Raw genomic sequence first — 24,772 nt, 5'->3', positions numbered from 1 at the left:
CTCCCCACTTATTTTACATCAACCAGTCTAAAACTTTGGTCAAAGGATAATACAAAATGACAAAGAAGATGGAATTAACTAACAATGTTGGACCTAACCAATCAGTGACAAAATGCGCAATGTCTACTGTAATTAAACTTAAAAAATTACCAATCAAAAATAAATAAATTAAAGAAACCGTCAAACTGATAAAGTAAATACACCATTCAAAAACAAGCGTTTTCGGCACAAATTTCCGAATCTTATTAGTCAACCAACCCACTAGTGGTAACACAATAGTGTACAAACCAAAAATATGTGAATAATAAGAATCATAAACAATTCCTAAAATTAGAGTATACCAAAACAAGTGACTGTCCACTTGTTGATCGCGTAAAATCATCATAACAATAATGATGAGTAAGATCTGCACTGAAACTTGAAAAGACGGTAAATTAAAGACTGCAAAAAATTGCTTTAACAAGCCGTCCAAAAAAAAGCCGACTAATAATAACAGTACTTGCAAAATATATTTAGTAGTCTTATTTCTCAAATCAATCTGTTTAAACATCTCGACTAATAACCGTCACAATCGTAAAGTTATTTAAATCTGTTGCTGGTTTCACATAAACTGAAGAAACTAAGCCATAATCATCCTTTTTCATGGCAACTACCTTACCAACAAACAAACCACGAGGGGTCAAACCACCCAGACCAGAAGTAACCACTTGTTGACCGGTTTTAATGCCTTTAGTAGAAGTGACATTGGTCATAACTAGCAAATTATTGTCCTTATCGTAACGCCCAATAATTCCGCTCGCATCATTACCATGTGGTTTGACAATTTCGACCGCAAATTTATTACTTAATGATTTGTCAGTGGAAATTAAACTAACCTTGGAGTTAGTCCGATTAACTTCAATAATTCGCCCAACCAAGCCAGATCCGGACATCACCGGCATATTTTTTTTCAAACCAGCAATCGAACCTTTATTAATAATTAAATAGTTTTGCCATTCATTAGGTGATCTTGCTGTCACAGCAGCCGATATCTGATGGTAATCAGTTAACGTCTTATTCAATTTAACTTGCTTTTTTAAATCTTGATTTTCTTTTTTTAAAACACTATTTTGTGCTTTCGTTTGTGCTAAATCATCAATTTGTTTTTTCAAATGCCGATTTTCTTGATACGTCTTTGTTAAATCACTGATTTCGCTTCCCCAACTCCGTACCGTATTAGCAGGATAAGCTATCACATTACCAACAACACCAATTGTATCATTTCCTAACTGATGGATGACTGATGGTTGTGACTTACGATCACTAAAAGTCACTGAAGCAGCAATCATGCCGAAGGTGGCAATGACTACTAACATGATGATAATCAACTTTTTATTAGAAAAAAAGTTTCGCATTGCAAACCTCCAGATAATTAAAAAAGTGGGCTGCCCCACCTATTATTTATTACGCTTCATTACTTCCAGATTTTTCAGTGATTCACCAGTTCCAATAGCCACACAATCCAAAGGATCCTGTGCCACAAAAACGGGAACTTTCGTCGAATCCGAAATAACATCCGCCAAATTCTTTAATAAAGCGCCGCCACCGGTTAAAACAATGCCATGGTCAATAATATCTGCGGCAATTTCTGGAGAAGTAGCTTCCAAAGTTTCTTTAATAGCTGTCACAATTTCTTCAATGTCTTCATGAATCGCGGTCGCCACATCAATTGCTGACAAGTCAACGGTCTTCGGCAAACCACTGACTAAATCACGTCCTCGAATGCTCGTGTCTCCCAATTGTTCTGCACTCTGTAATGAAGCTGAACCAATTTCAATCTTGAGTTGTTCAGCAGTCCGTTCGCCAATTAACAAACTGAATTGTTTACGAACATATGCAATGATGGACTCATCAAATTTATCACCAGCCATCCGAATAGAACGACTCGACACAATGCCACCTAAAGAAATAGTTGCCACATCAGTGGTTCCACCACCAATATCGACCACCATGCTACCGGTTGGATCCATAACTGGTAAACCAGCACCAATGGCTGCAGCAAACGGTTCTTCAATTAGATAAGCTTCCTGAGCACCAGCATTTTGTGTAGCTTCAATAACTGCTCGTTTTTCTACTTCAGTGACGCCGCTAGGGACACAAACCATCACATCAGGTTTGGTATTGCCTACTGCTTTATCCAAAAAGTACTTCATCATGGCTGCAGTTGTATCATAATCTGCAATAACTCCATCTTTCATCGGCCGAATGGCTTTAATACTTCCGGGAGTTCTGCCAATCATTGCTCTAGCTTCAGCACCTACAGCAACGATTTCACCAGTTGCCGTCTTCTTGGCAACTACTGAGGGCTCACGCAAAACAATTCCTTGCCCATCAACATAAACAATTGTATTCGCAGTTCCTAAATCTATACCTACTTTTCGTGACCGCATTCCAAACAAAACACTATCTCCTTAAATAACAGTACTTAGTCTATCTATTAAAGTATATCATACAAAAATTTAATTCAAAAATATTTATTGCATTATCTTTACAATAATTCTAGTCGTTGAAAACTGCTAAATTGATCGTCGCCAATAATCAAATGATCCAGCAATTTAATTCCCAACAAGTTACTACAATTTTGTAATCTTTGTGTAAAAATAATGTCCGCGGTAGATGGCTGGAGATTACCACTCGGATGCTTATGCGCAATTAACAATTGACTGCAAGGTAGTTGTAAAGCAAATCGTAAAATTTCGCGCGGTTGCGCAGCTGCTTGTTGTAATGAACCTCTAAAAATAATTTTTTCTAATAACAACTGGCTTTGATTATTAAAAAAATAGCCGATTAACTCTTCATGTTGTAATTGACGCCATTTCGTTAATAAATGCTGCGCTAATTGTGCGATCGTTATTTTTTCTCCCAAAACTAACTGCTGCTGGGCTACCAAACGTTGGGCTGTTTCCCAAAGAATTTGAAATTGAATAATTAAATTCGAATCAAATTGGCGCCATTTAAAATCAGTAAAATTATCTAATACCGCGAGATTTTTAAAATCATTACTTTCAAAAGCCACCATTTGCACAAAATGTTGCACTGTTTGTTGATTAGTGTCATCAGCTAACAGCCTGACCAATAATTGTGATAAGGTTAAGTTTTGACCACCGCATTGCGCGAGTCGTTGCTCTAAGTTCATTTTCTTCACCTCAAAATAAACTATGCAAAATCAAAACTTTTCTTTGTAATAACGCAACACCTCTCCGGCAAAATGTAGTGAGCCACAAATTAATAAGATCTCAGAATTTTGTAAATCATGAAGCGCTTGTACTAACGCTGTTTGCCATGGTGCAATAAAAGTTGCGCTGGCCGGTAAACAATAATCTTGAGCAGTCGCTGCCCGGGCTTCTGGCATACTAGTCACCACAATTTTTGTAGCTACCGTGGCCAATTGCTGTAAAATTTTTTGATGCTGTTTATCATTCATCGCAGCATACAAAATTTTTAACGAACGGTTTTTCCTAATAGGCTGTAAATCATTGATTAACTGTTGAATGGCTGCTAAATTATGTGCACCATCAACAATTACCAAGGGCTTACTTTGTAAGACTTGCATCCGTGCTAACAAACCGGGCACTTTTAAACTAGCATGAATGACTGCTGGTTGCGGATTAGGCATTAACAAATGATACGCTTGTAACGCTAAAGCAACGTCAATAATTTGTGATTGCGCACAAGTTTTTAATTGCAAATCTTTATAAACAAACTGTTTATTAGACCAAGTAAAATTAGTCTGTTGCACAGCTTGAACGTGAATATCAGTTGCTTGAAAATCCTTTCGCCAACTATAAACTGGGGCCTTTAATTGGTGCGCCCGCTGTAGAAAAACTTGTTGCACAGCAGAAGTTAAAGCCCCCAAAATCACTGGCGTCTGGGGTTTAATAATTCCGGCTTTTTCTTGAGCAATATCCAATAGTGTCGGACCAATCAAAGCGGCATGATCCATGGCTACATTTGTCACAATCGATAGCTCAGGTGTAATCACGTTGGTTTTATCATGTTGTGCCCCAATTCCGACTTCAATAACACCATAATCTACTCTTTCTTGGACACATAATAAGAACATCATCACTACTAAAAATTCAAATTCAACTAAATAAAACTGCTCATCTAATTTCTGTAAATCACTCACTGCTTGTTTGACTTGATTAGTCAAGGCAATAATTTTTTGAGGAGTGATCGGCTGACCATTAATTAAGAAGCGCTCGGTAAAGTCTACTACATATGGTGAAGCAAAGGTGGCGACTTTTTGATGACTCTTTACTAATAATTGCGTTAAATAATAACAAGTAGTCCCTTTACCGTTAGTTCCTGTGACATGGACAGTTTTGATTTGATTCTGGGGATTATCAAAGTAGGCTAAAGCCCGCTTAACAAACATTAACGTATTTTGTTGATGCAGGTGGGGCAAGCTGTGAATGTAATCTAATGCCGCTTGATAATTAGTAATCAATGTCATTACTCCTTTTTTACTACACAAAAAAGAGGCGAGACCAGCGTGCCTTTCCACCGCTATACTTATAATCACAATCGTTCGCCAGAAGCCTTTTGTGCACTTTGACTACAATTAGTGACTAAGACCTTGGTCTCAACCTCTTATCGTTATCTTTTCCAATAAAAACTAATTATTTTTCAATTCTTGAATGCGCGCTTGAATTTTAGCATAGCGTTCTTGATTATCTTGCAACTTATTGCGTTGTTGTTCAACCACTGCTTGGGGTGCGTGATCAACGAATCCTTGATTACTTAACTTTTTATTTAAGAAATCAATATCGACTTGAATCTTAGCCAATTGCTTTTCTTGGCGCGCAATTTCATCTTGCACGTTGACTAATTCCGTTAATGGTACATAAACCTCTGCTCCATCAACAACGGCACTGAACGCTAATTTGGGAGCCGTTAAATCAACGGCAATTTGTAAATCTTTAGGATGACCTAAACGTTCAATATAGTCTTGACTAGCTTGAATCAAAGCTAACTTCGTTGTATCTTGCGGCTTAATTAAGATGTCAATCGGGTTCGCTAAGGGAGCATTGGCCTCGGAACGGATTTGGCGAATGGCTTTAATAATCGCAATCACAATTTGCATTTGTTCCACTGCTTGGGGCCGGGCCAATTCTTGATGAACTTGTGGATATTTTGCAACGACCAAAGATTGACCCTCATGTGGCATCGTTAACCAAATTTTCTCAGTGACAAATGGCATAATGGGATGCAATAAACGCAAAATTTGATCTAAAACATAAGCTAACACATAGCGTTTATTTTGTTTCTTAGTCTCATCCGTTCCGTTGAGCGTGGCCTTACTAAATTCGATGAACCAATCACAAAATTCATTCCAAACAAAGTTATACAGTGCGCGACCGACTTCACCAAATTCATACTTATCAGACAATCGGAGAACATTTTCTACGGTGGAATTTAATTCTGATAAAATCCATTGGTCAGCTAAATCTAGTTGTTGTGCTTGAGGCATAGTCTTTGGTGCTGGGGTATCGGCTAAATTCATAATTACAAACCGACTAGCGTTCCAAATTTTATTAATAAAGTTCCAAGCAGCGCCCACTTTTTCGTAACTAAATCGCGTATCCTGCCCAGGTGCAGAACCAGTAATTAAGAACCACCGGAGTGCATCAACACCATACTGATCAATGACATCCATCGGGTCAATACCATTGCCTAAAGACTTACTCATCTTACGGCCTTTTTCATCACGCATTAATCCGTGAATCAAAACATCTTTAAAAGGCCGTTCGCCGGTAAACTCTAATCCTTGAAAGACCATCCGTGCTACCCAGAAGAAAATAATATCATATCCAGTAACTAAGGCATTGGTTGGGAAATACCGCTGAAAATCAGCACTTTGTTCATCTGGCCAACCTAAAGTGGAAAACGGCCACAACGCACTAGAGAACCATGTATCCAACACATCTGGATCTTGTTCCCAATTTTCGGCATCTTTAGGTTCAGTTTCGCCTACGTACATTTCACCAGTAGTTTTATTATACCAAGCGGGAATGCGATGTCCCCACCATAATTGCCGAGAAATTACCCAATCATGGACATTTTCCATCCATTGCTCAAAGGTATGTTCAAAACGCTCAGGCACAAAGTGGACTTTGTCGTCAGTTTGTTGATTTTTTAACACCATCTCAGCTAAGGGTTTCATCTTCACAAACCATTGAGTGGATAAACGGGGCTCAACTTGCACTCCCGAACGTTCTGAATGCCCAACACTATGAGTAATTGGTTCTTCGCTAAGAAGATAGCCTTGATCCTTTAAATCTTGAACCATTGCCTTACGCGCTTCAAAACGATCCATTCCCGCATATTTACCGGCTTGCTCATTCATCGTTCCATCAGCGTTCATGACATTAATCCGCTCTAGATTATGACGATTACCGACTTTAAAGTCATTAGGATCATGTGCGGGCGTAATTTTAACCATCCCAGTTCCAAATTCAGGATCAACATAATGATCTTCAATAATTGGTAACTTGCGACCAAATAATGGTAGAATCACTTCCTTACCCACGATATCTTGGTAGCGTTCATCTCCTGGATACACTGCAATTGCCACATCTCCCGGCATCGTTTCGGGACGCGTTGTCGCAATTTCAATAAAACCGGAACCATCAGCAAACGGATACTTAACATGATAAAAAGCTCCAGCATCGTCTTGATGCTCCACTTCAATATCTGACAAAGCTGTTTGTAATTGGGGATCCCAATTAATAATATACTCACCACGGTAAATCAAACCTTTGTTATAAAGGTCAACAAACACCTTGCGCACCGCTTTTGATAATCCTTCATCTAAGGTAAACCGTTCGCGGGAATAGTCTAAGGACAAGCCCATCTTAGCCCATTGTGAACGGATAATTTGAGCATATTCTTCTTTCCACTTCCACACTTCATCAACAAAGGCCTCACGCCCTAAGTCAAACCGAGTCTTACCTTCCGCACGCAGTTTAGCCTCAACTTTGGCCTGGGTCGCAATTCCTGCATGATCCATTCCCGGTAAATATAATGTATCAAAACCTTGCATTCGTTTTTGACGAATCAAAATATCCTGTAAAGTTGTATCCCAAGCATGTCCCAAGTGTAACTTACCAGTGACATTTGGTGGTGGAATAACAATCGAATAAGGTTTGGCTTTTTTATCACCGCTGGGCTTAAACAAACCATCATCCACCCATTGTTGATAACGTCCTGCTTCAACTTCGTTATGATCATATTTAGCGGACATTGTAAATTCTTCAGACATATTTTCAACTCCTAAAATAAAAAAATCGTCCTAATTACTTAGGACGAATGTGGGCATACGCGGTACCACCTAATTTAAAGTCAATGACTTTATCTTAATTTGATAACGGATTCCCGGTCATTCAGACAAGCTCACAAGTTACTACTTTGATTAGTTCACCGACTAACTCTCACTATGATAGTCTCGCTGTAAATCAACTGCTCAAAGCCTCTTGCTCATTGCTTTTTAATATTTATTTAATAATAAGAAAAAAAAGTTAACACGTCAAGTTTTATTACAACAAAGATTCAATTTCTTCATCCTTTTGTTGTAAAAAACTATCAAATGGTGTGATGTTAGTTACTTCAATTCCAGCCAAGGCCCGTTTAATTAGCCCATCAACATCTAACAACGCTTCATATTTCCGGGCTTTTTGTAAATTAGGCTTCGTTTTTGGACGTGGTGGTGCAAAAATAGTACAGCAATCTTCAAATGGTTGAATTGACAAGTCAAAAGTATCAATTTCTTCAGCAATTTTAATGATTTCGGTTTTATCCATCGTAGCAACCGGACGGACAATTGGCGTCGTTGTCACATCATTGATCGCTGCCATACTCTCTAACGTTTGAGAAGCTACCTGCCCCACCGACTCACCATTAAAAATGGCCAAGCCTTGACGTTGTTGGCGAATCAAGTCTGTCAAACGTAACATAAAACGCCGTTGAACAGTCATCAAGTATCCCTCAGGAACTTGCTGCTTAATCGTTTCCTGAATTTCCGTAAAAGGTACTTGAATAAACTGAATATGACCAGCATATTTGGCTAACTTCACAGTTAGATCTTTTGCCTTTTGTAAAGCATGTTCACTCGTATAAGGCGGACTATAAAAATGCACCATCTCAATATCAACACCGCGTTTGAGCGCCAAATAACCAGCAACTGGTGAATCAATTCCCCCTGATAACATTAGCTGCGCTTTACCGGCGGTTCCTACTGGTAAGCCGCCCGCGCCTTGATAGGTCTGACTGGATAAATAAGCTCCGTCTACCCGAATCTCAATCCGAATTTTAATATCGGGCTGGCGCATCTCTGCTTGAATATCTGGTAAATTTTCACTGACAAAATCGCCTACAGCCAAATTAATCTGATTCGTATCATACTCAAACGTATGATCGGCCCGTTTAGTAGTAATTTTAAAAGTTTGCGTTCCGCTATATTGCTCTTGAACCATCGCTAAAGCTAGTTGTTTAATGGCCGTTAAGTCCTTAGCAATCCGGACACTGGGTGAAAAATTTTGAATGCCAAATACCGATTTTAACTGCTGCATAACGCCTTGAGCATCAGCACCATTTAGGGCAATATGCATGCGATCTCGTTTGGGATGAATTCGTACTTGCGGATACGGATGTAAAACTTTTTCGACATTGCCATGTAAACGGTCAATAAAACTCCGGCGGTTTTTGCCTTTAGTCGATAATTCTCCGTAGCGTACCATAATTTCTGTATATTCCATAAATTTGTGGCTCTCCTAATTTAAAACTTGAAAATGTTGATAAATTTTATCTAGTGCTTCAATAAACTGCTGCATTTCTGCAACTGTATTCATTTCATCCAAACTCACTCGTACCGCACTAGTCGCAATCTGATCTGGAACGTGCATTGCTTTTAAAGTAATCGATTCTTCACCGTTTCGTGACGAACATGCACTAGTTGTGGATAAATAAATATCATACTCTTCAAAAGCATGCACAATCGTTTCACCACGCACACCCTTGAGCGCAAAACACAAAATATGCGGTGCAAAACTATCATCCATTTGTGAAAAAATAACAGCATTTGGTAATGTCTGTAAATGATCAAATAACATCTGTCGCAACTGTTGTTGTTTTTTAGCTTTAGCTGCTTGATCAGTTGTGGCTAAACGCCAAGCTCTGGCCATAGCGGCAATCGCGGGTGTATTTTCTGTTCCACCACGCCAATTCTGTTCTTGACCGCCACCATTAATTAGCGGCGCAATTTTCCGTTGCTTTTTGGCATAAATAAAACCAATGCCGCGCGGAGCATGAAACTTATGACCTGAAAAAGTAGCAAAATCAATCCGAGGATGCATTAATTGTGAACGTAAATTTTTACCAACTGTTTGTACAGCATCCACATGAAAATGAACATTAGGATAAGCTTTCAGTAAATCACCAATCGCCTTAATCGGTTGAATTGCGCCCACTTCATTATTCACGGCCATAATCGTTACCAAGATCGTGTCTTTACGCAATGCTTGTTGAACATCAGCGACCTGAACATGACCGCTTTTATCGACTGGCAAGTAAGTGACCTCAAAGCCTAACTTTTCTAATTGATGCAAAGTATTAGTCACCGCGGGATGTTCAATTTGTGAGGAAATAATATGTTTTCCAAAAACCTGCTTTTCTAAAGCAGTCCCCTTAATAATCCAATTGTCACCCTCAGAACCACCGCTAGTAAAATATATTTCATCACTATCACAACCCAAACTAGTGGCAATTTGGTGACGCGCTGCCTCTAAAATTTGGGTCGACTTATCTCCTAGATGATGCAAACTCGAAGGATTGCCCCAAAAATCATGACTCACCTGTTGATATGTTTTTAAAACTGATGGTTCAACTAAGGTGGTGGCACTATTATCAAAATAAATCATAAAGCTTCAACACTCCCAATTCCAAGAAAAAAATCCTAACTACGAAGCTTAGGACTTTTGAGGATAATCTGAATAATACAAATCTTCAATTCGTTGCACTGCTCCTGGCTCAACTTTCTCTAAAGCTGTAGCAATCGTTTGTACGGCCTGATGATAATCAAATTCTTGATCATACTGCATCTGGGCCTTTTGAGCAGCAGTTTTTACTTCGGGCACCGTTGCAACATATCTATTAGCATATTGTAACAGGCGCCCAGTAATTTGTACATCAGCAAGTAATTGCTGGGTTAACTGTTCAAAATTATTTAAATCTTCTTGTGTCACAAATAATTGCTTGGTCAATTCTTCAACATCTATCGGCAATTGTTTTAACATTTTCCCGACTTTATTGACTTCCTTTGTAACCATGGCAGAATATTTTTGATAGTCTTTCGATGTTCCAGGCAAGTGCAAAACAGCTACTTGGCGTTGTAAATGATCTAACTTAATCGTAAATTCTTGATAAGAATTAGTTGCCACAGATCTGCCATCTACTAAACCATCTAAATTTTGCTCAATCTTAATTTGTTGTTGCTCGATATCTTGTAATTGTTGATTTAATTGTTGTAACTGTTGCCAAACCTGGGAAAAAATAGCCTGTTCATCCCGAATCAATTTCAATTGCTTTTGATATTCAGTCTTAATCTGGGCAATTTTTTGTGAATAGGAATTGGCTAGCTGCCGCTCACCTTCATTCACAACGTACTCGTCTAATAACTGATTAATTTTTTGTTTGAGTAACCGATTTTGACGTTCAGCATGCCGGATAAAATCGCCAACTACTGGTTGATTACGCTGAACTTTGCGTTTATCTCGCCATTCCTGTGTAATTCGATGATATAAATAGTCAATTTTATCCTGGACTTGCTGATTAAGCTGATCAAATTCGTCAAAATTTAATTTCACCAGTAACAAATGCATTTGTTGCAGTAATTGCTTAATGTCTTTTAATTCCGTACTAATCTGCGGATCAGTCATTTTGATACTGGTAAATTGCATCTTCTTCTCCGCTGCTTGTAACTCTTTTAATTGTTCGGAATAATCAATCTTTAAACGCTGTTGCACTTGCTGTAATTGTTGCTGATAATTGGCTAAAGCAGCTTTAATTTGTTGTAGATCTTGTTGGGCCGCCAAAGCGTCACCTTGATTAATTTTATCTTCAATGAGTGCAAATTGCGTCATGATTTGTGTTAACTGTTCACTTAAAGGGACGACCAAATCAGCTAATTCTTCACGATCATTTAACAACTGTTGTTGTTGTTGAACTTTGGTCTGCAAATCTTTTAATGTCGTTTGGTTTTGTTGAATACTTTGAAATAATTGTTTTAAACCCTTATTAGCAGTTAGTAATTTTTGCTTCTGCTCCGTGAGGATTTGTGTCAAGTGCTTCAATTGATGCCAAGCCGTAAACACCCGAAAACTCGCATTCTTTTCTGAAATACTAATCAACTGTGTTTGTAAATCTATAATTTGGCCTTTGCTAGCTTGATAAGCTGAACGATCTTTTTGAAAATGATCTAAACTAGCGCCAGTTAATTTTAAATCGGCTATTTGATCCAAAATAGTATCTAGGTTGTCTTCTTTGAGCTGATCAAATTGTGCCGTTAACTGATTAATAGTTTTTAAATTTTTCTGATAAAAGTAAATGATACCAATGATCATCACAACGATTAAAATAATGACTAAAATAAAAAATATCAAATTTAAGCCTCTCATATGAACATTAATTAGCAATTTATTTTTATTATAACAAATAAAGCTATCATTAATCCTTAAAAAAGTCTTAAAATCTATTCTACTATTATTGTAGCCATTAATCGTGTTGCTTAAAAGCTTGACTTTTTCTATTAAAGTAACTAAAATCAACTGCGTGTAAAATAATTGCAGCACTGAGTGACAAGCTCGTCAACAGTTAATAGCTCGAATGTTCAATTGTGTAACCTCCAGCTGCAAAAGGTGAAGATTGTAATATTAACTGCACGAATGTTGAACTCAAACGTTCATTATTTTACTCCAATCAAAATTTTGGAGGAATTTTTTATGCGTTATACAGGCCCTACTTGGAAAAAGTCACGTCGGTTAGGAATTTCTTTATCTGGCTCTGGTAAAGAATTAGCTCGTCGTCCTTATGCTCCGGGACAACATGGTCCCAAGAATCGGAACAAGTTATCAGAATATGGTACTCAATTACAAGAAAAGCAAAAATTACGTTTAATGTATGGTTTAAATGAACGTCAATTTAGAAATGTCTTCTTACGTGCCGGTAAAATTCGCCAAGGTAAACATGGTGAAAACTTTATGATTTTATTGGAAACTCGTTTAGACAGCATTGTTTATCGTTTAGGTTTAGCAACTACACGGGCACAAGCACGTCAGTTGGTTAACCATGGTCATATTACTGTTGACGGCAAACGCGTTGACATTCCTTCTTATGAAGTTCAACCAGGACAAGAAATTTCTTTACGTGATCGTTCCAAAAACTTACAAGTTGTCAAGGATGCCTTGGAAGCTAACGTAGCACGTTTACCATTTGTAGAATTTGACGAAGATAAAATGACTGGTAAGTTAATTCGTTTACCACAACGTGATGAATTAGCTCCAGAAATTGATGAATCCTTAGTCGTTGAATTTTACAACCAAATTTTGTAATTTACTTTTGTTCCACAAAAAAAGCAATCTTCGGGTTGCTTTTTTTTGTGAGAAAGGATCATAATTTGAGTCAACCTCTTGCTTATCGTATGCGTCCTAAAACCTTATCTGAAGTCGTGGGACAACAACATTTAGTCGGCCCTGGTAAAATCATCTGGCGTATGGTGCAAGCTAAACTTTTATCATCCATGATCTTATACGGTCCACCCGGGACCGGCAAAACCAGCATTGCTAGTGCCATTGCTGGCAGTAGTCAATATGCTTTTCGCCAACTTAATGCGGCCACGGACTCTAAAAAACAATTACAAATTGTAGCCGAGGAAGCCAAGATGAGTGGCACGGTTGTTTTGCTACTGGATGAAATTCACCGTTTAGATAAAACCAAACAAGACTTTTTATTACCTTTGTTAGAAAGTGGGCAAATTATTTTAATTGGGGCCACCACCGAAAATCCTTATATTGCTATCAATCCCGCAATTCGCAGTCGAACCCAAATTTTTGAAGTTAAACCGCTCAGCGCTTCTGATATTAAACAAGCTATTCAGCGTGCTTTAAGCGATCAAGCTCAAGGACTAGGTCAATATCCTGTGCAAATCACCGATTCTGCTATGGAAATTTTAACTACTGCTACCGGAGGCGATTTACGGAGCTCATTAAATGGATTAGAATTGGCAGTCAAATCGACTCCGAAAAATGAGCAAGAACAAATTGTTATTACCGCCGAAATCATTAGTGAATCCCTGCAGCGTAAAACATTAACTGCTGATAAAAACGGTGATGGTCACTATGACGTCATTTCAGCTTTTCAAAAATCGATTCGTGGTAGCGATACAGATGCGGCATTACATTATTTGGCTCGTTTACTGGCAGCTGGTGAATTAAAAACAGTCATTCGTCGTTTAATGATCTGTGCGTATGAAGACATCGGACTAGCTAATCCTCCAGTTTGCCAACGAACAGTAGTTGCTTGTCAAGCAGCCGAGCAAGTTGGACTGCCAGAAGCTCGAATTCCCTTGGCTGATAGTGTCATCGAACTCTGTTTAAGTCCCAAATCAAATTCGGGCATTAATGCAATTGATGCGGCATTAGCCGACGTTCAAGCCGGTAAAATTGGCACTATTCCTGATGATCTCAAAGATACTCATTATCAAGGTGCTCAGCTCTTGCAGCATGGTTTAGGTTATCAATACCCACATGATTTTAAAAATGATTGGGTGGCTCAACAATATTTACCCACTAAATTAAAAGGAACGCAATATTATCACGCCAAAAATAATAGTCAATATGAAACTAATTTACAAAAGACTTACCAGCATTTAAAAATATTACAAAATAAATCCAACAAGGCGGACCAGTCATGATTAAACTCTTAATTGCTATTTTTATTATTATTATGCTAATTTTGGCAGTATTATTAATTACTACTAAAGATCACCCTTTCATTGCTGTTAAACAAGAAAATTTACCACAATTAAAAAAAGTGGCTCTCATTACGGCCACTTTCCTATTTCTAGTCAGTTTACTAGGAATCATTCTATTAATTTGGGCACCACTTGATTGGAATTTAGCGACTTTAGTCATTGGTAGTTTAATTGTCGGTGGTTTTTCTTTAATAGTTGTCCAACTAGATAAGTAACTCACATGTGCATTTTTGTTATAAATCAATTAAAATAGCTATTGTATCGCAGATAAGTTATTAGGGGGGATTTGATGTTACAAAATTACCAATCCATTTTAGTACCAGTTGATGGTTCTTTTGAAGCAGAAATGGCATTTAACAAAGCAGTCGAGGTTGCTAAGCGCAACCAGGCCGCATTAACAATTTTACATGTTGTGGATACAAGAGCTTTTCAGGATGTTTCTAGTTTTGATTCCTCAATGGTGGAACAAGTTTCTCAAACCGCTCAACAAACCATTGATGAATATGAACAATTAGCTTTAAAAAAAGGCGTTACTTCCGTCAAAACTTCAATTCAGTATGGTGCACCCAAAACCAAAATTGCCCGCACTATTCCGAAAGATTTAAATATTGACCTAATCGTCATTGGCGCTACTGGTCTAAATGCTGTCGAACGTTTATTAATTGGTTCCGTCACAGAATTTGTCACTCGCAATGCTCCTTGCGATGTCATGGTCGTGAGAACCGACTTACAAAATCAGACTATTAAAGAACAGCCCGGCACTGAATCAAAGTAAAAATTTAACAACTAAAAAACACTTTAGTTAATATCTGCATCAATCATCTTAGATATTACCCTAAAGTGTTTTTTTAATTGTTACATCATTATAAAATAAATTCATTTCAATTCGTCTGCTTACTTAAAATCGTTATTACTAAACATGTAGCTCTTATAATGATAACGCATCGACATAATGATTCCAATTCCAATCATATTACCTAATAGTGCAGAACCACCCTGTGAAATAAATGGTAATGGAATACCCGTCATTGGTAATAAACCAATACTCATACCAATATTTTCAAAGACATGAAATAAAATCATCATAATGATCCCCGTGGAGACATACGCATAAAATTCATTTTTAGTATCGAAGGTCACTTTTACCATTTGTGAAATTAACATAAAATAGATCAAAATTAAGCAACAGGAGCCAATAAAACCAAAATTTTCACCCATAACTGAAAAAATCATGTCCGACTCTCTAACAGGGACATAGACATTAGAATGGTTAAAACCCTTACCCCATAATTTACCAGAACCAATTGCTTTTAAGTTTTGCCACAATTGATAACTAGAATTCGAAGTATCTCCCGACGGGTTTAACCAAGAATCAATTCTTTCAAACTGATAAGCATGAAAACCTAAATGACTCAAAAACTGCCGTCCATCACCAGTCGACACTAAATAAATGGCGCCACCACCTAAAACTCCTACAATGGCCACCAACGTTAGCAAAATGCGCCAATCAATACCGGAGACTAACATGACACCTGCAATAATGGCTAAGAAAACTAACATCGTCCCAAAATCTTTTTGTAAGAGCATCAATAAAATAACTGGTAAGGACCATAACAGAATTCGTCCAATTAAAATTAAATCACTGTGTAAATCATGTTTAGGATAAGCGTGATTATGAATCGTCACCACGCGCCCTAACATGATAATAAAAGCTGGTTTCATTAACTCCGATGGTTGAAAGGAAAATGGACCCAAAGCAAACCAACTTTTAGCGCCAGTCTTCACCGCATATTCACGACTATAAAAAAACAATACTGCAATTAATAAACCGATACCAATCCAGTAAGCATACGGAGCAATACTCCATAATTGTTCTGCATCAAGGTGCATGATAATAAATACACCGATAGCCCCAATCAAATACCAAACCAATTGCGAAAGAACCATATGCCACGGGCCACCACTTCTTAAATCGTGCGAAGCAGCTACATAAATTGAAACCAAACCAATCAAAGCCAAGAGCATTACCGAAAAAATAACCCCGTAATCAATGCGAGAATTATCTTCATCAAGATTACTTTTAGATTTACTTCCTAATCCCATAACGAATCCTCTAGTGTAAATGTAGATTAAATTGCATTAAGGCAATATTTAACGCTTCATTTAAATCCGACGCAACTAATTTAGTCGAATTGCTATCATCAATCAGTGTCACTTCAAAATGCTTGGAATCACTTTGATTGATTCGAGCAATGGTTTGGTCTTGACGTCCTTTAGCTAAAGTCACTTTCCAACTGTTGGTACCCGCTTCAACTAAGTTAACATTAAATTTACGTTCTTTTGTTCTCATAAATTCCTCTTTCATTTTTTAGGATGAAACCGCTGCGCGATAATTTCATCTTCATACTGTTCAGGATGGCGATTTTTCAATAACGTAAAATGATCTGGAACTGGATCAAATCCACCTTTAACAAAAGGGTGACATCTTAAAATCCGCGCACATCCCATAATAAATCCAAGCAAGCTACCTTCTTTTTTGATAGCTTCAATCATATAGGCCGAACAAGTCGGATAATATCGACAACTAGGTGGCAGTAAAGGAGAGAGATACTTTTGATATAACTTAATTAACCTAATTAACATGGTAATTAATTAGAAAACTTAAAGATATGAATCCAAGTGCTTGGCAACAACGGCGTTAAAGGATTACCGCCGCCAATAACAGCTCCAATCATCATGCCTAATATGAATAAAATAATAAAAGCTAAAATAATTTTTAAAATAACTCTAACTAAATGATTTCCAAATGATCCGTTCATAATTCAACCTAACGCTTTTTATTATTAGCTAATCGTTCTAATAAGATGCCAGTACCCTTAGCTACTGTATCTAATGGATCTTCAGCTACAATCACTGGAACTTGTAATTCCTGTGCAAACAATTTATCAATGCCTTTTACTAAGGAACCACCACCAGTGAGCATAATTCCCCGATCAATAATATCAGCTGCTAATTCCGGAGCTGCCTGTTCTAAAACTGTCTTAACCCCTGCAATAATCGAATTTAAAATATCCGCTAAAGCTGCCTGAGTTTCTACTTCAGAAATAGTTACTCCCACTGGTAAGCCAGTAGCAACATCCCGACCGCGAATCGTAATTTGCTTATTAGGATCGGGTTCAAACGCTGAACCAATCTGTTTTTTGATATCTTCGGCTGTGCGTTCACCGATAATAATATTATTGTGTAATTTGACATAGTTTTGGATGGCAGTATTCATCTCATCACCAGCCAACCGCATTGATTTGCTGACTGCAATATCGCCCATGGATAAAATAGCAATATCGCTGGTTCCACCACCAATATCAATGACCATGTTACCTTGTGGTTTAAAGATATCCATACCAGCGCCCACAGCTGCTACCTTTGGTTCCAATTCTAAGTAAACATCTTTACTACCTGTTTGTTCAGCCGCTTCAATAATTGATCGCTGTTCAATAGAAGTAATATTTGTTGGACAGCAAATCATAATCGTGGGATGAGAGAAACGGGAATTAACATTTATTTCATCAATAAAGTATTGTAACATTTTTTCCGTAATATCAAAATCAGCAATTACGCCATCTTTCAGAGGCCGAATAGCCTTAATATTGCCCGGTGTTCGACCAACCATTTGATAAGCCTTCGTACCTACTGCTAAAACATGATTATCATCCGTATTAATTGCCACTACAGAGGGTTCATTTACAACGATACCTTCACCTTGAACATTAATTAAGACATTAGCTGTTCCTAAATCAATTCCAATCGATTTTGCCATTTTAAGCCTCCAAAAAAAGTCTTCACAAGATAGGATTATAACATAACTGGCTGCGCTAAATGGATATTAGCGATAAATTACAATGACTTTAAAACATAAAAATCAAATTTTGAAAAGTTTGAATTAAACTAATAAAAAAAGAACTCACAGTATATCCTAAAGCAATCGCCAAAAAGGTAATTAAAATTTTCCCTAAATTATTAGTATGATTGTGTAATAACTTATCCCAGTTTAACGTTTGAATTGCTAAAAACGCGATCCAAATAAAAAAAACGTGACTACACAAAGTTAATAAACTTTGAATTCCGACTTGTTTCACAGAAAAATCTCCTTTTAATCCAAAACTGTTTGAGAGCTAGTTGTCAAACAACTCTACTAAACTTCTATCATTGATTTTATCATACCAATCGCTAGAAAAGAAAAAATCCTCTTATCAATAAGAGGATTTTAACGATGATTATAAACATTGATCCGATTAATTGCCCGGGCCAAGGCTACCTGCGCTCGTTTAACTTCATCAATGTCTTGAATAGTCTCTGCGTGCTTGATTTGTTCTTCCGCTCGCTGCTTAGCATAACGTGCCCTGCGCAAATCAATATTACGTGCCCGTTCAGCACTATCAGCAATAATATTTAATACATTATCTTTAAATTCTAAATAGCCACCATTGACCGCAATCGCATCTTCTTGATGTTCATTGTTTGCTCGCAATACGCGTACTTCAGCAATTTTCAAAGTAGCGATAATTGGTAAGTGATTCGGCAAAATTCCCAAATCACCATCGCTAGCTCGAGCTACTACACGTTTGGAATGATGAGAATAAACTTGACCAGCGGGAGTAATAATATTGACAGTTAAGACAGAATCGTCTTCCATAACCTTAACCTCCTATCATTAACTAGCTGCTACATCATCAGTTTTAGTGGTAGAAGCTGCTTCATCAGCTGGTTGATAACCCATTTGCTTAGCTTTTTGCAAAACTTCATCAATAGTTCCAACGCTTCTGAAGGCATCTTCAGGTACATCATCATATTTACCAGCCAAAATTTCTTTAAAGCCTTTAACGGTATCTTCAATAGAAACATAAGAACCTGGCTGACCGGTAAACTGTTCCGCAACATGGAAATTCTGTGATAAGAAGAACTGCATGCGCCGTGCACGAGCAACAATTTGCTTTTCTTCATCAGATAATTCATCCATACCTAAAATCGAAATAATATCTTGCAATTCATGGTAACGTTGTAAAACATGCTGTACTTCGGTTGCCACTTCATAATGTTCTTGACCCACAATTTCTGGATCCAAAGCACTAGAAGTTGAAGCTAACGGATCAACAGCTGGATAAATTCCTTGTTGGGTTAAACTTCTTTCCAAGTTGGTAGTGGCATCCAAATGGGCAAATTCTGTTGCTGGAGCAGGATCAGTATAATCATCCGCCGGCACATAAACCGCCTGAATAGAAGTAATGGATCCCTTTTTAGTTGAAGTGATTCGCTCCTGCAACTGCCCCATTTCGGTCGCCAAAGTTGGCTGATAACCAACCGCTGAAGGCATACGCCCTAACAAAGCCGAAACTTCTGAACCAGCCTGTGTAAAGCGGAAGATATTGTCAATGAATAGTAACACATCTTGACCTTCCACATCACGAAAGTACTCAGCCATCGTAACACCAGTTAAAGCCACCCGCATCCGCACACCGGGAGATTCATTCATTTGACCAAAGACCATCGCAGTTTTAGCCAGCACACCAGATTCTTTCATTTCATAGTACAAGTCATTACCTTCACGGGTTCTTTCACCCACACCGGTAAAGACAGAAATACCATTATGTTCTTGAGCAATATTATGAATTAATTCCTGGATTAACACAGTTTTACCAACACCGGCACCACCGAACAAGCCGACTTTACCACCGCGCAAGTAAGGTTCCAGTAAATCAATCACTTTAATACCAGTTTCCAAAACTTCAGAAGTCGTATTTAAATCTTCGTATTTAGGAGCTTCTTTATGGATACTTTCCCGTTGAACATCCGCTTCAAGGGGCTCACCATTATCAATTGGTTCGCCTAAAACATTAAAGACTCGTCCTAAAGTCACATCACCAACTGGAACGCTAATCGGATGACCAGTATCTTCAACAGCCGTTCCCCGTTGTAAACCATCGGTTCCGGCCATCGCGATCGTCCGCATTACTCCATCACCTAATTCCAAAGAAACTTCCAAAGTAATTTCATTTCCTTGATTAGTCTTAACAAGTAAAGCATTGTTAATATCTGGTAAGGAGCCATCCAGTGGAAATGATACATCAACAACAGGTCCGATAACCTGAACTACTTTTCCTTGACTCATTCAAATAACTCCTTTCCTTATTCCAAAGCCGCCGCGCCACTAATAATTTCGGTAATTTCGGTCGTAATTTGTGCCTGCCGCGCACGATTATACTGTAATGACAAACTATCAATCAGATCATCAGCATTATCAGTAGCCGTTCTCATTGCAGTCATTGAAGCAGCATGTTCGGCTGTTTTGGCATCCATAATTGAACCAAAAACTACTGATTCAATATATTGTGGCACAATTTTTTCTAAGACGCTTTCCACACCAGGATCAACGATATACTCTTGGAGTAATTTGGGATGCTGTAAATCTTTTTTGTTTGCAACATCGCGTGAAATAGGTAATAATTCATCGGTCACAAATTGTGAAGTTAATGAATTAACATGATGATTATGACATAAAATTAAACGGTCAAATACGCCATCATCAAATAACTCAACGCACGCTTTTACCAAATTAGAAATAGTCAAAAAAGTTGGAACATCTTCCACACCACGATATTCATAGGCAACATCGTAGCCTCGTTTTTTAAAAAAGTCTGCTCCGGTGCCACCAACAGCAATAATTGTAAATTGGCTTTTATCATTGTGGTGATTCTTTTCTAATAATTCCATTGTTGCCTTTAAAATAGTTGAATTGTAACTGCCAACTAAACCACGATCAGAAGTAACTACCATATAAGCAGTTTTTTTCACCGGCCGCACTTTTAACAAGTGATCCAGCGATAAAACCCCTTTTTGGGGGTCTTCACTTTCGTAATTATTAACTATTTTACTAGCAACTAAATGCCCCATCGTTTCTTTAATTTTTTGTTCGTATAACTGATATGCAATAGATTTCTTCTCAATTTGCGTTAATTTTGATCCCGAAACCATTTGCATCGCATGCGTAATTTGACCAGTTTTTTTAGTCGAAGAAATGCGGCGTTTAATATCCATTAAGGATTCTACCATATGCCTTTTTCCTCCTTATTACTGCGCTTGCTGTTCAGTTGAATTAGCTTGATAACCTTCAGTAAAATCATGAACGGCACTATCTAGCTTCTTAGTGTCCGGCAGATTACCAGTGGTCTTAATCTCTTTTAACAAATCAGCATGATTACCAGCAAAATAATCACACAATTGTGTTTGATAATCAGCAACCTGATCCTCATTCAAGTTATCCATATAGCCCTTGGTTAAGGCATAAAAGATAATAACTTGTTTTTCGACCGGAATTGGATCATGTAATGGTTGTTTGAGCACTTGCATCGTCACACGACCACGATTTAATTTTGCTTGTGTAGCTTCATCTAAATCAGAACCAAATTGGGCAAAGGACTCTAATTCATTGTAGGAAGCAATATCTAACCGCAAAGTACCAACAACTTTTTTCATAGCTTTAATCTGGGCATCGCCCCCGACCCGAGAGACTGAAGTTCCCGCATCAACAGCTGGTCGATTGCCGGCATAGAACATATCACTTTGTAAGAAAATCTGTCCATCAGTAATCGAAATAACATTCGTAGGAATATAAGCAGAGATATCGCCGGCTTGCGTTTCAATAATCGGTAACGCGGTCATGGACCCGCCACCTAATTTGTCATTTAACTTCGCAGCCCGCTCCAATAAACGAGAATGCAAATAGAAAACATCACCTGGATAAGCTTCACGCCCTGGTGGCCGCCGTAACAATAGCGAAATTTCACGATAAGCCGCAGCTTGCTTGCTTAAATCATCGTAAACAATCAACACGTGTTGACCGTTATACATGAATTCTTCACCCATCGCAGCCCCAGAATAAGGTGCAATATAAAGTAGCGGTGCTGGTTCACTAGGACCAGCTTCCACAACGATTGTATAATCCATGGCTCCCATCTTCCGCAACGTTTCAACTTGCGCACGAATGGTGGATTCCTTTTGACCTATAGCTACATAAATACAAATCATATTTTGATCTTTTTGATTCAAAATAGTATCAATCGCTACTGACGTTTTACCAGTTTTCCGATCACCGATAATTAATTCCCGCTGACCACGACCAATTGGAACTAACGAATCGATCGCTTTTAAGCCGGTTTGCAAAGGTTCAGAAACTGATTGGCGATCCATAACACCTGGAGCCGGCGTTTCAATAGGACGAGTCTTATCAGTGTCAATCTTGCCTAAACCATCTACTGGTTGACCTAATGGATTCACTACCCGACCAATTAACTCTTTACCAACAGGCACTTGCATAATCCGTTTAGTTCGCTTAACTTTATCGCCTTCACGAATATCATCAAATTTACCTAAAATAATAATGCCGACATCTGTCGATTCCAAATTTTGGGCAATTCCAAATGAACCATTAGTAAATTCTAGTAATTCATTGGACATGACATTATCTAATCCATGAGCACGAGCAATTCCGTCACCAACATAGGTTACAGTACCGATTTCTTCAACTTCAAGATCATCTTGATAATTTTTTAACTGCTCTTTAATTAAAGAACTGATCTCTTCAGCTTTGATGCTCATCAAATTCACCTCTATACTTTAATTAACTATTCAGCAATAATTGGCTCATTCGCTTCAAGCGCGAATTAACACTTCCATCAATAATTTGATCACCAACTTGTACAATCAAACCACCAATAATTTGCGGATCCAAATGAATCGTTAAAATTACCTTTTTTGCAGCAAACTGGCGACCAATTGCATTTTTTAAAGCGGTTTGTTGACGATCACTTAATTCAATAGCCGTGGTTACCGTTGCTTGATAAACACCCGTTGCTTGATTATACAAGTCCTGATAAAATCGTCTAATTTCGGTAAAAGCATCTAGGCGATGATATTCAAACAATAACTGCAAAAAATTTTGCATTAACGTACTAGCATTTTGCTTAATTACAACTAATAGTTTCTGTTTTTTCAAAGAAGATAAACGCGTATCAGTTAAAATATCGCCTAAATCAGGAATTTGTTCATAAACTGCTTGAATAGCATCTAACTCTTCAAGAATTTCAACTTGTTGATCTTGCTCTGTAGCTAATTCAAACAAAGCTCTTCCATAACGGCGACCAATTTCATCCTTATTTAGTTTCATGGCTTGGATTCAACTCCTTAATGTATGAGTCAATCAAGTCTTGTTGATCCGAAACTGACAACTCACGACCAATAATCTGTGTCGCGATATCTACTGATAATTGAGCCACGTCATGTTGGACTGACTTCATCGCATCCGCTTTCGCCTGTTGGGCATCTGCTTGAGCACGTTGATGAATATCTTGTGCTTCTGAGTGTGCCTGATCAACAATTGAAGTTCGTTGATCTTCACCAGACTTTTTGGCATCAGCAACAATTTGGACAGCTTCAGCTTTAGAATTTTGTAAAGCTGCAACACGCTTTTGCTTCAATTCATCGGCTTGTTTACGCTCTTTATCTGCATAATCAAGATCACCAGTAATCTTATCTACCCGTTTATCCATCATTTTGGTAATCGGACCCCAGGCAAAATGCTTAACTAAAAGCACTAAGACAATAAAGGATACTAAGACGAATAGTGAATCACCAGTTGAGGATGATTGTGCTGCCAATAATAATCCTGGTTGCACGACCGTCATTCCTTTCTAAAGAAGTTTTTCTCGTAATTAAAAGACTAATAAGAAAGCAATAACTATAGCTAAAATAGGAACAGCTTCAATTAAACCAACACCAATAAACATTGTTGATTGTAATTTACTAGACATTTCTGGTTGACGAGCCATACTTTCAATTGTTTTGGAAATAACGTGTCCATTACCATAAGAAGCCGCCAAAGCTGCTAAACCCGCTGCGACACCTGCACCTAAAAATTTCATTTAAAATACCTCCATTATTCACTAACTACTTTTTCAGAAATATAAACCGTTGATAAAACTACAAAAACATAAGCCTGAATAGCGCCGATAAAGACAGAAAAACCTTGCCAAATCATACTTAATGGAAATGAAGCAATATAAGTCCATACTCCGTATGATGGTGCCAGACGTTTCGTTATCAAACTTAACAAAACTTCACCAGCAAAGATATTTCCATAAAGCCGTAAAGATAGTGTTAAAAAGTTTGTAAACTCTTCCAAAAGGTTAATTGGTGATAAAAAAGCAATCGGTTGTAGATATGTTTTTAAATAACCACCAAAGCCGTGCTTTTTGACGCCAAAATAATGCGATAAAACCAAAGTAATAATGCCTAAACTCATTGTTACAATCGGATCCGATGTTGGCGATTTAACATACGTTTTACCACCAACAATGATTTCAAACATTAAGCCTAATTGGTTGGAAATAAAGATAAACGCAAACATTACAAATGCATACAGCATAAATGGTTGAGCTTCACTCTTCTGGGGAAACGATGACTTAACAATATTATTCGTAAAATCAACTAACCATTCCAGCATATTTTGGGCTTTTCCTGGACGCATTTTAATTTTGCGTGACATAAAAAAGAAGGCCAAAAAAACAATCACGGCAGCTATTAATGTTGACAAGCAGTTGGCAACATTAAAAGTTAACCCACCAATTGAAAGAAATTGATATGAATCATCCAACC

Annotated in this window: 27 protein-coding genes; 4 read left to right on the top strand and 23 right to left on the bottom strand. The window is 37.8% G+C overall.

Translation table 11 applies throughout. From position 1 onward, the window contains the following. Nucleotides 1–13 precede the first annotated feature (13 nt). The 9 genes from mreD to AC3B5S_RS07320 all read right to left on the bottom strand — a co-directional run bounded on the left by mreD (nucleotide 14) and on the right by AC3B5S_RS07320 (nucleotide 11,696). Complete coding sequence (gene mreD / locus AC3B5S_RS07360) at nucleotides 14–550, bottom strand: rod shape-determining protein MreD (protein ID WP_489769697.1); 537 nt, start codon at nucleotides 548–550, stop codon at nucleotides 14–16. Further along, on the bottom strand, nucleotides 543–1,394 hold the full coding sequence (gene mreC / locus AC3B5S_RS07355; RefSeq protein WP_489757809.1) for a rod shape-determining protein MreC: 852 nt from the start codon (nucleotides 1,392–1,394) through the stop codon (nucleotides 543–545). Before mreC ends, mreD begins: the two co-directional genes overlap by 8 nt. Nucleotides 1,395–1,436: 42 nt before the next feature. Continuing rightward, nucleotides 1,437–2,429: a rod shape-determining protein gene (locus tag AC3B5S_RS07350; RefSeq protein ID WP_489758052.1), complete on the bottom strand. Its 993-nt coding sequence runs from the start codon at nucleotides 2,427–2,429 to the stop codon at nucleotides 1,437–1,439. A 98-nt stretch (nucleotides 2,430–2,527) separates the two neighbouring features. Continuing rightward, the gene (locus tag AC3B5S_RS07345; RefSeq protein ID WP_489790291.1) at nucleotides 2,528–3,175 is read right to left on the bottom strand and encodes a JAB domain-containing protein; all 648 of its coding nucleotides are present in this window, start codon (nucleotides 3,173–3,175) and stop codon (nucleotides 2,528–2,530) included. Nucleotides 3,176–3,205: 30 nt separating this feature from the next. Further along, the gene (locus AC3B5S_RS07340) at nucleotides 3,206–4,489 is read right to left on the bottom strand and encodes a bifunctional folylpolyglutamate synthase/dihydrofolate synthase (protein WP_489790290.1); all 1,284 of its coding nucleotides are present in this window, start codon (nucleotides 4,487–4,489) and stop codon (nucleotides 3,206–3,208) included. Between the two features lie 168 nt (nucleotides 4,490–4,657). Then, the gene (locus AC3B5S_RS07335; RefSeq protein ID WP_489790289.1) at nucleotides 4,658–7,303 is read right to left on the bottom strand and encodes a valine--tRNA ligase; all 2,646 of its coding nucleotides are present in this window, start codon (nucleotides 7,301–7,303) and stop codon (nucleotides 4,658–4,660) included. Between the two features lie 274 nt (nucleotides 7,304–7,577). Next, complete coding sequence (thiI, locus tag AC3B5S_RS07330; protein ID WP_489775273.1) at nucleotides 7,578–8,795, bottom strand: tRNA uracil 4-sulfurtransferase ThiI; 1,218 nt, start codon at nucleotides 8,793–8,795, stop codon at nucleotides 7,578–7,580. A gap of 15 nt (nucleotides 8,796–8,810) precedes the next feature. Then, nucleotides 8,811–9,956 (bottom strand): cysteine desulfurase family protein, encoded by a 1,146-nt coding sequence (locus AC3B5S_RS07325; protein ID WP_489757804.1) that lies wholly within the window; start codon nucleotides 9,954–9,956, stop codon nucleotides 8,811–8,813. Nucleotides 9,957–10,004: 48 nt separating this feature from the next. Beyond that, complete coding sequence (locus tag AC3B5S_RS07320; RefSeq protein ID WP_489790288.1) at nucleotides 10,005–11,696, bottom strand: septation ring formation regulator EzrA; 1,692 nt, start codon at nucleotides 11,694–11,696, stop codon at nucleotides 10,005–10,007. 339 nt (nucleotides 11,697–12,035) lie between these two features. Here AC3B5S_RS07320 and rpsD point away from each other — a divergent pair, with 339 nt between their 5' ends. The 4 genes from rpsD (at nucleotide 12,036) to AC3B5S_RS07300 (ending at nucleotide 14,840) form a co-directional block, all read left to right on the top strand. Further along, the gene (gene rpsD / locus AC3B5S_RS07315) at nucleotides 12,036–12,644 is read left to right on the top strand and encodes a 30S ribosomal protein S4 (RefSeq protein ID WP_489757802.1); all 609 of its coding nucleotides are present in this window, start codon (nucleotides 12,036–12,038) and stop codon (nucleotides 12,642–12,644) included. A gap of 65 nt (nucleotides 12,645–12,709) precedes the next feature. Further along, nucleotides 12,710–14,005, top strand: coding sequence for a replication-associated recombination protein A (locus tag AC3B5S_RS07310; protein WP_489757801.1), 1,296 nt, complete (start codon nucleotides 12,710–12,712; stop codon nucleotides 14,003–14,005). Continuing rightward, nucleotides 14,002–14,280, top strand: coding sequence for a hypothetical protein (locus tag AC3B5S_RS07305; RefSeq protein WP_489769692.1), 279 nt, complete (start codon nucleotides 14,002–14,004; stop codon nucleotides 14,278–14,280). Before AC3B5S_RS07310 ends, AC3B5S_RS07305 begins: the two co-directional genes overlap by 4 nt. Nucleotides 14,281–14,354: 74 nt before the next feature. After that, nucleotides 14,355–14,840 (top strand): universal stress protein, encoded by a 486-nt coding sequence (locus AC3B5S_RS07300; RefSeq protein ID WP_489757799.1) that lies wholly within the window; start codon nucleotides 14,355–14,357, stop codon nucleotides 14,838–14,840. A 119-nt stretch (nucleotides 14,841–14,959) separates the two neighbouring features. On the opposite strand, the gene AC3B5S_RS07295 is transcribed toward AC3B5S_RS07300, so the two are convergent. The 14 genes from AC3B5S_RS07295 to atpB form a co-directional block, all read right to left on the bottom strand. Then, on the bottom strand, nucleotides 14,960–16,168 hold the full coding sequence (locus AC3B5S_RS07295) for an FtsW/RodA/SpoVE family cell cycle protein (protein ID WP_489769691.1): 1,209 nt from the start codon (nucleotides 16,166–16,168) through the stop codon (nucleotides 14,960–14,962). A gap of 10 nt (nucleotides 16,169–16,178) precedes the next feature. Continuing rightward, on the bottom strand, nucleotides 16,179–16,415 hold the full coding sequence (locus AC3B5S_RS07290) for a DUF2969 family protein (RefSeq protein ID WP_489757797.1): 237 nt from the start codon (nucleotides 16,413–16,415) through the stop codon (nucleotides 16,179–16,181). Between the two features lie 11 nt (nucleotides 16,416–16,426). After that, nucleotides 16,427–16,708 (bottom strand): membrane protein insertion efficiency factor YidD, encoded by a 282-nt coding sequence (gene yidD / locus AC3B5S_RS07285; RefSeq protein ID WP_489757796.1) that lies wholly within the window; start codon nucleotides 16,706–16,708, stop codon nucleotides 16,427–16,429. Between the two features lie 5 nt (nucleotides 16,709–16,713). Then, on the bottom strand, nucleotides 16,714–16,884 hold the full coding sequence (locus tag AC3B5S_RS07280; RefSeq protein WP_489769690.1) for a DNA-directed RNA polymerase subunit beta: 171 nt from the start codon (nucleotides 16,882–16,884) through the stop codon (nucleotides 16,714–16,716). Nucleotides 16,885–16,892: 8 nt separating this feature from the next. Beyond that, complete coding sequence (locus tag AC3B5S_RS07275; RefSeq protein ID WP_489757794.1) at nucleotides 16,893–17,882, bottom strand: rod shape-determining protein; 990 nt, start codon at nucleotides 17,880–17,882, stop codon at nucleotides 16,893–16,895. Between the two features lie 88 nt (nucleotides 17,883–17,970). Continuing rightward, nucleotides 17,971–18,201: a DUF1146 family protein gene (locus AC3B5S_RS07270; protein WP_489769689.1), complete on the bottom strand. Its 231-nt coding sequence runs from the start codon at nucleotides 18,199–18,201 to the stop codon at nucleotides 17,971–17,973. Nucleotides 18,202–18,329: 128 nt separating this feature from the next. Further along, nucleotides 18,330–18,758, bottom strand: coding sequence for a F0F1 ATP synthase subunit epsilon (locus AC3B5S_RS07265; protein WP_489757792.1), 429 nt, complete (start codon nucleotides 18,756–18,758; stop codon nucleotides 18,330–18,332). An 18-nt stretch (nucleotides 18,759–18,776) separates the two neighbouring features. Continuing rightward, nucleotides 18,777–20,231, bottom strand: a complete 1,455-nt coding sequence (gene atpD, locus AC3B5S_RS07260) for a F0F1 ATP synthase subunit beta (RefSeq protein WP_489757791.1) — start codon at nucleotides 20,229–20,231, stop codon at nucleotides 18,777–18,779. A 17-nt stretch (nucleotides 20,232–20,248) separates the two neighbouring features. Further along, complete coding sequence (locus tag AC3B5S_RS07255) at nucleotides 20,249–21,172, bottom strand: F0F1 ATP synthase subunit gamma (protein ID WP_489757790.1); 924 nt, start codon at nucleotides 21,170–21,172, stop codon at nucleotides 20,249–20,251. 18 nt (nucleotides 21,173–21,190) lie between these two features. Then, the gene (atpA, locus tag AC3B5S_RS07250) at nucleotides 21,191–22,717 is read right to left on the bottom strand and encodes a F0F1 ATP synthase subunit alpha (RefSeq protein ID WP_489757789.1); all 1,527 of its coding nucleotides are present in this window, start codon (nucleotides 22,715–22,717) and stop codon (nucleotides 21,191–21,193) included. Nucleotides 22,718–22,739: 22 nt separating this feature from the next. Beyond that, nucleotides 22,740–23,285 carry an ATP synthase F1 subunit delta gene (gene atpH, locus AC3B5S_RS07245; protein ID WP_489757788.1) on the bottom strand — a complete coding sequence of 182 codons (546 nt, stop codon included), beginning with the start codon at nucleotides 23,283–23,285 and terminating at the stop codon, nucleotides 22,740–22,742. Then, a complete protein-coding gene (gene atpF / locus AC3B5S_RS07240) occupies nucleotides 23,272–23,802 on the bottom strand; it encodes a F0F1 ATP synthase subunit B (protein ID WP_489757787.1) in 531 nt (176 codons plus the stop codon). Before atpF ends, atpH begins: the two co-directional genes overlap by 14 nt. Before the next feature lie 27 nt (nucleotides 23,803–23,829). Then, entirely contained in the window at nucleotides 23,830–24,039 is a 210-nt protein-coding gene (gene atpE, locus AC3B5S_RS07235; RefSeq protein ID WP_489757786.1) for a F0F1 ATP synthase subunit C, read from the bottom strand. Nucleotides 24,040–24,053: 14 nt separating this feature from the next. After that, the gene (gene atpB, locus AC3B5S_RS07230) at nucleotides 24,054–24,770 is read right to left on the bottom strand and encodes a F0F1 ATP synthase subunit A (RefSeq protein WP_489757785.1); all 717 of its coding nucleotides are present in this window, start codon (nucleotides 24,768–24,770) and stop codon (nucleotides 24,054–24,056) included. Nucleotides 24,771–24,772 lie beyond the last annotated feature (2 nt).

The organism is Bombilactobacillus sp. ESL1094 (assembly GCF_058107425.1).
The sequence above is the reverse complement of the archived record's forward strand: the minus strand, read 5'-3'. Positions and strand labels throughout refer to the sequence as shown.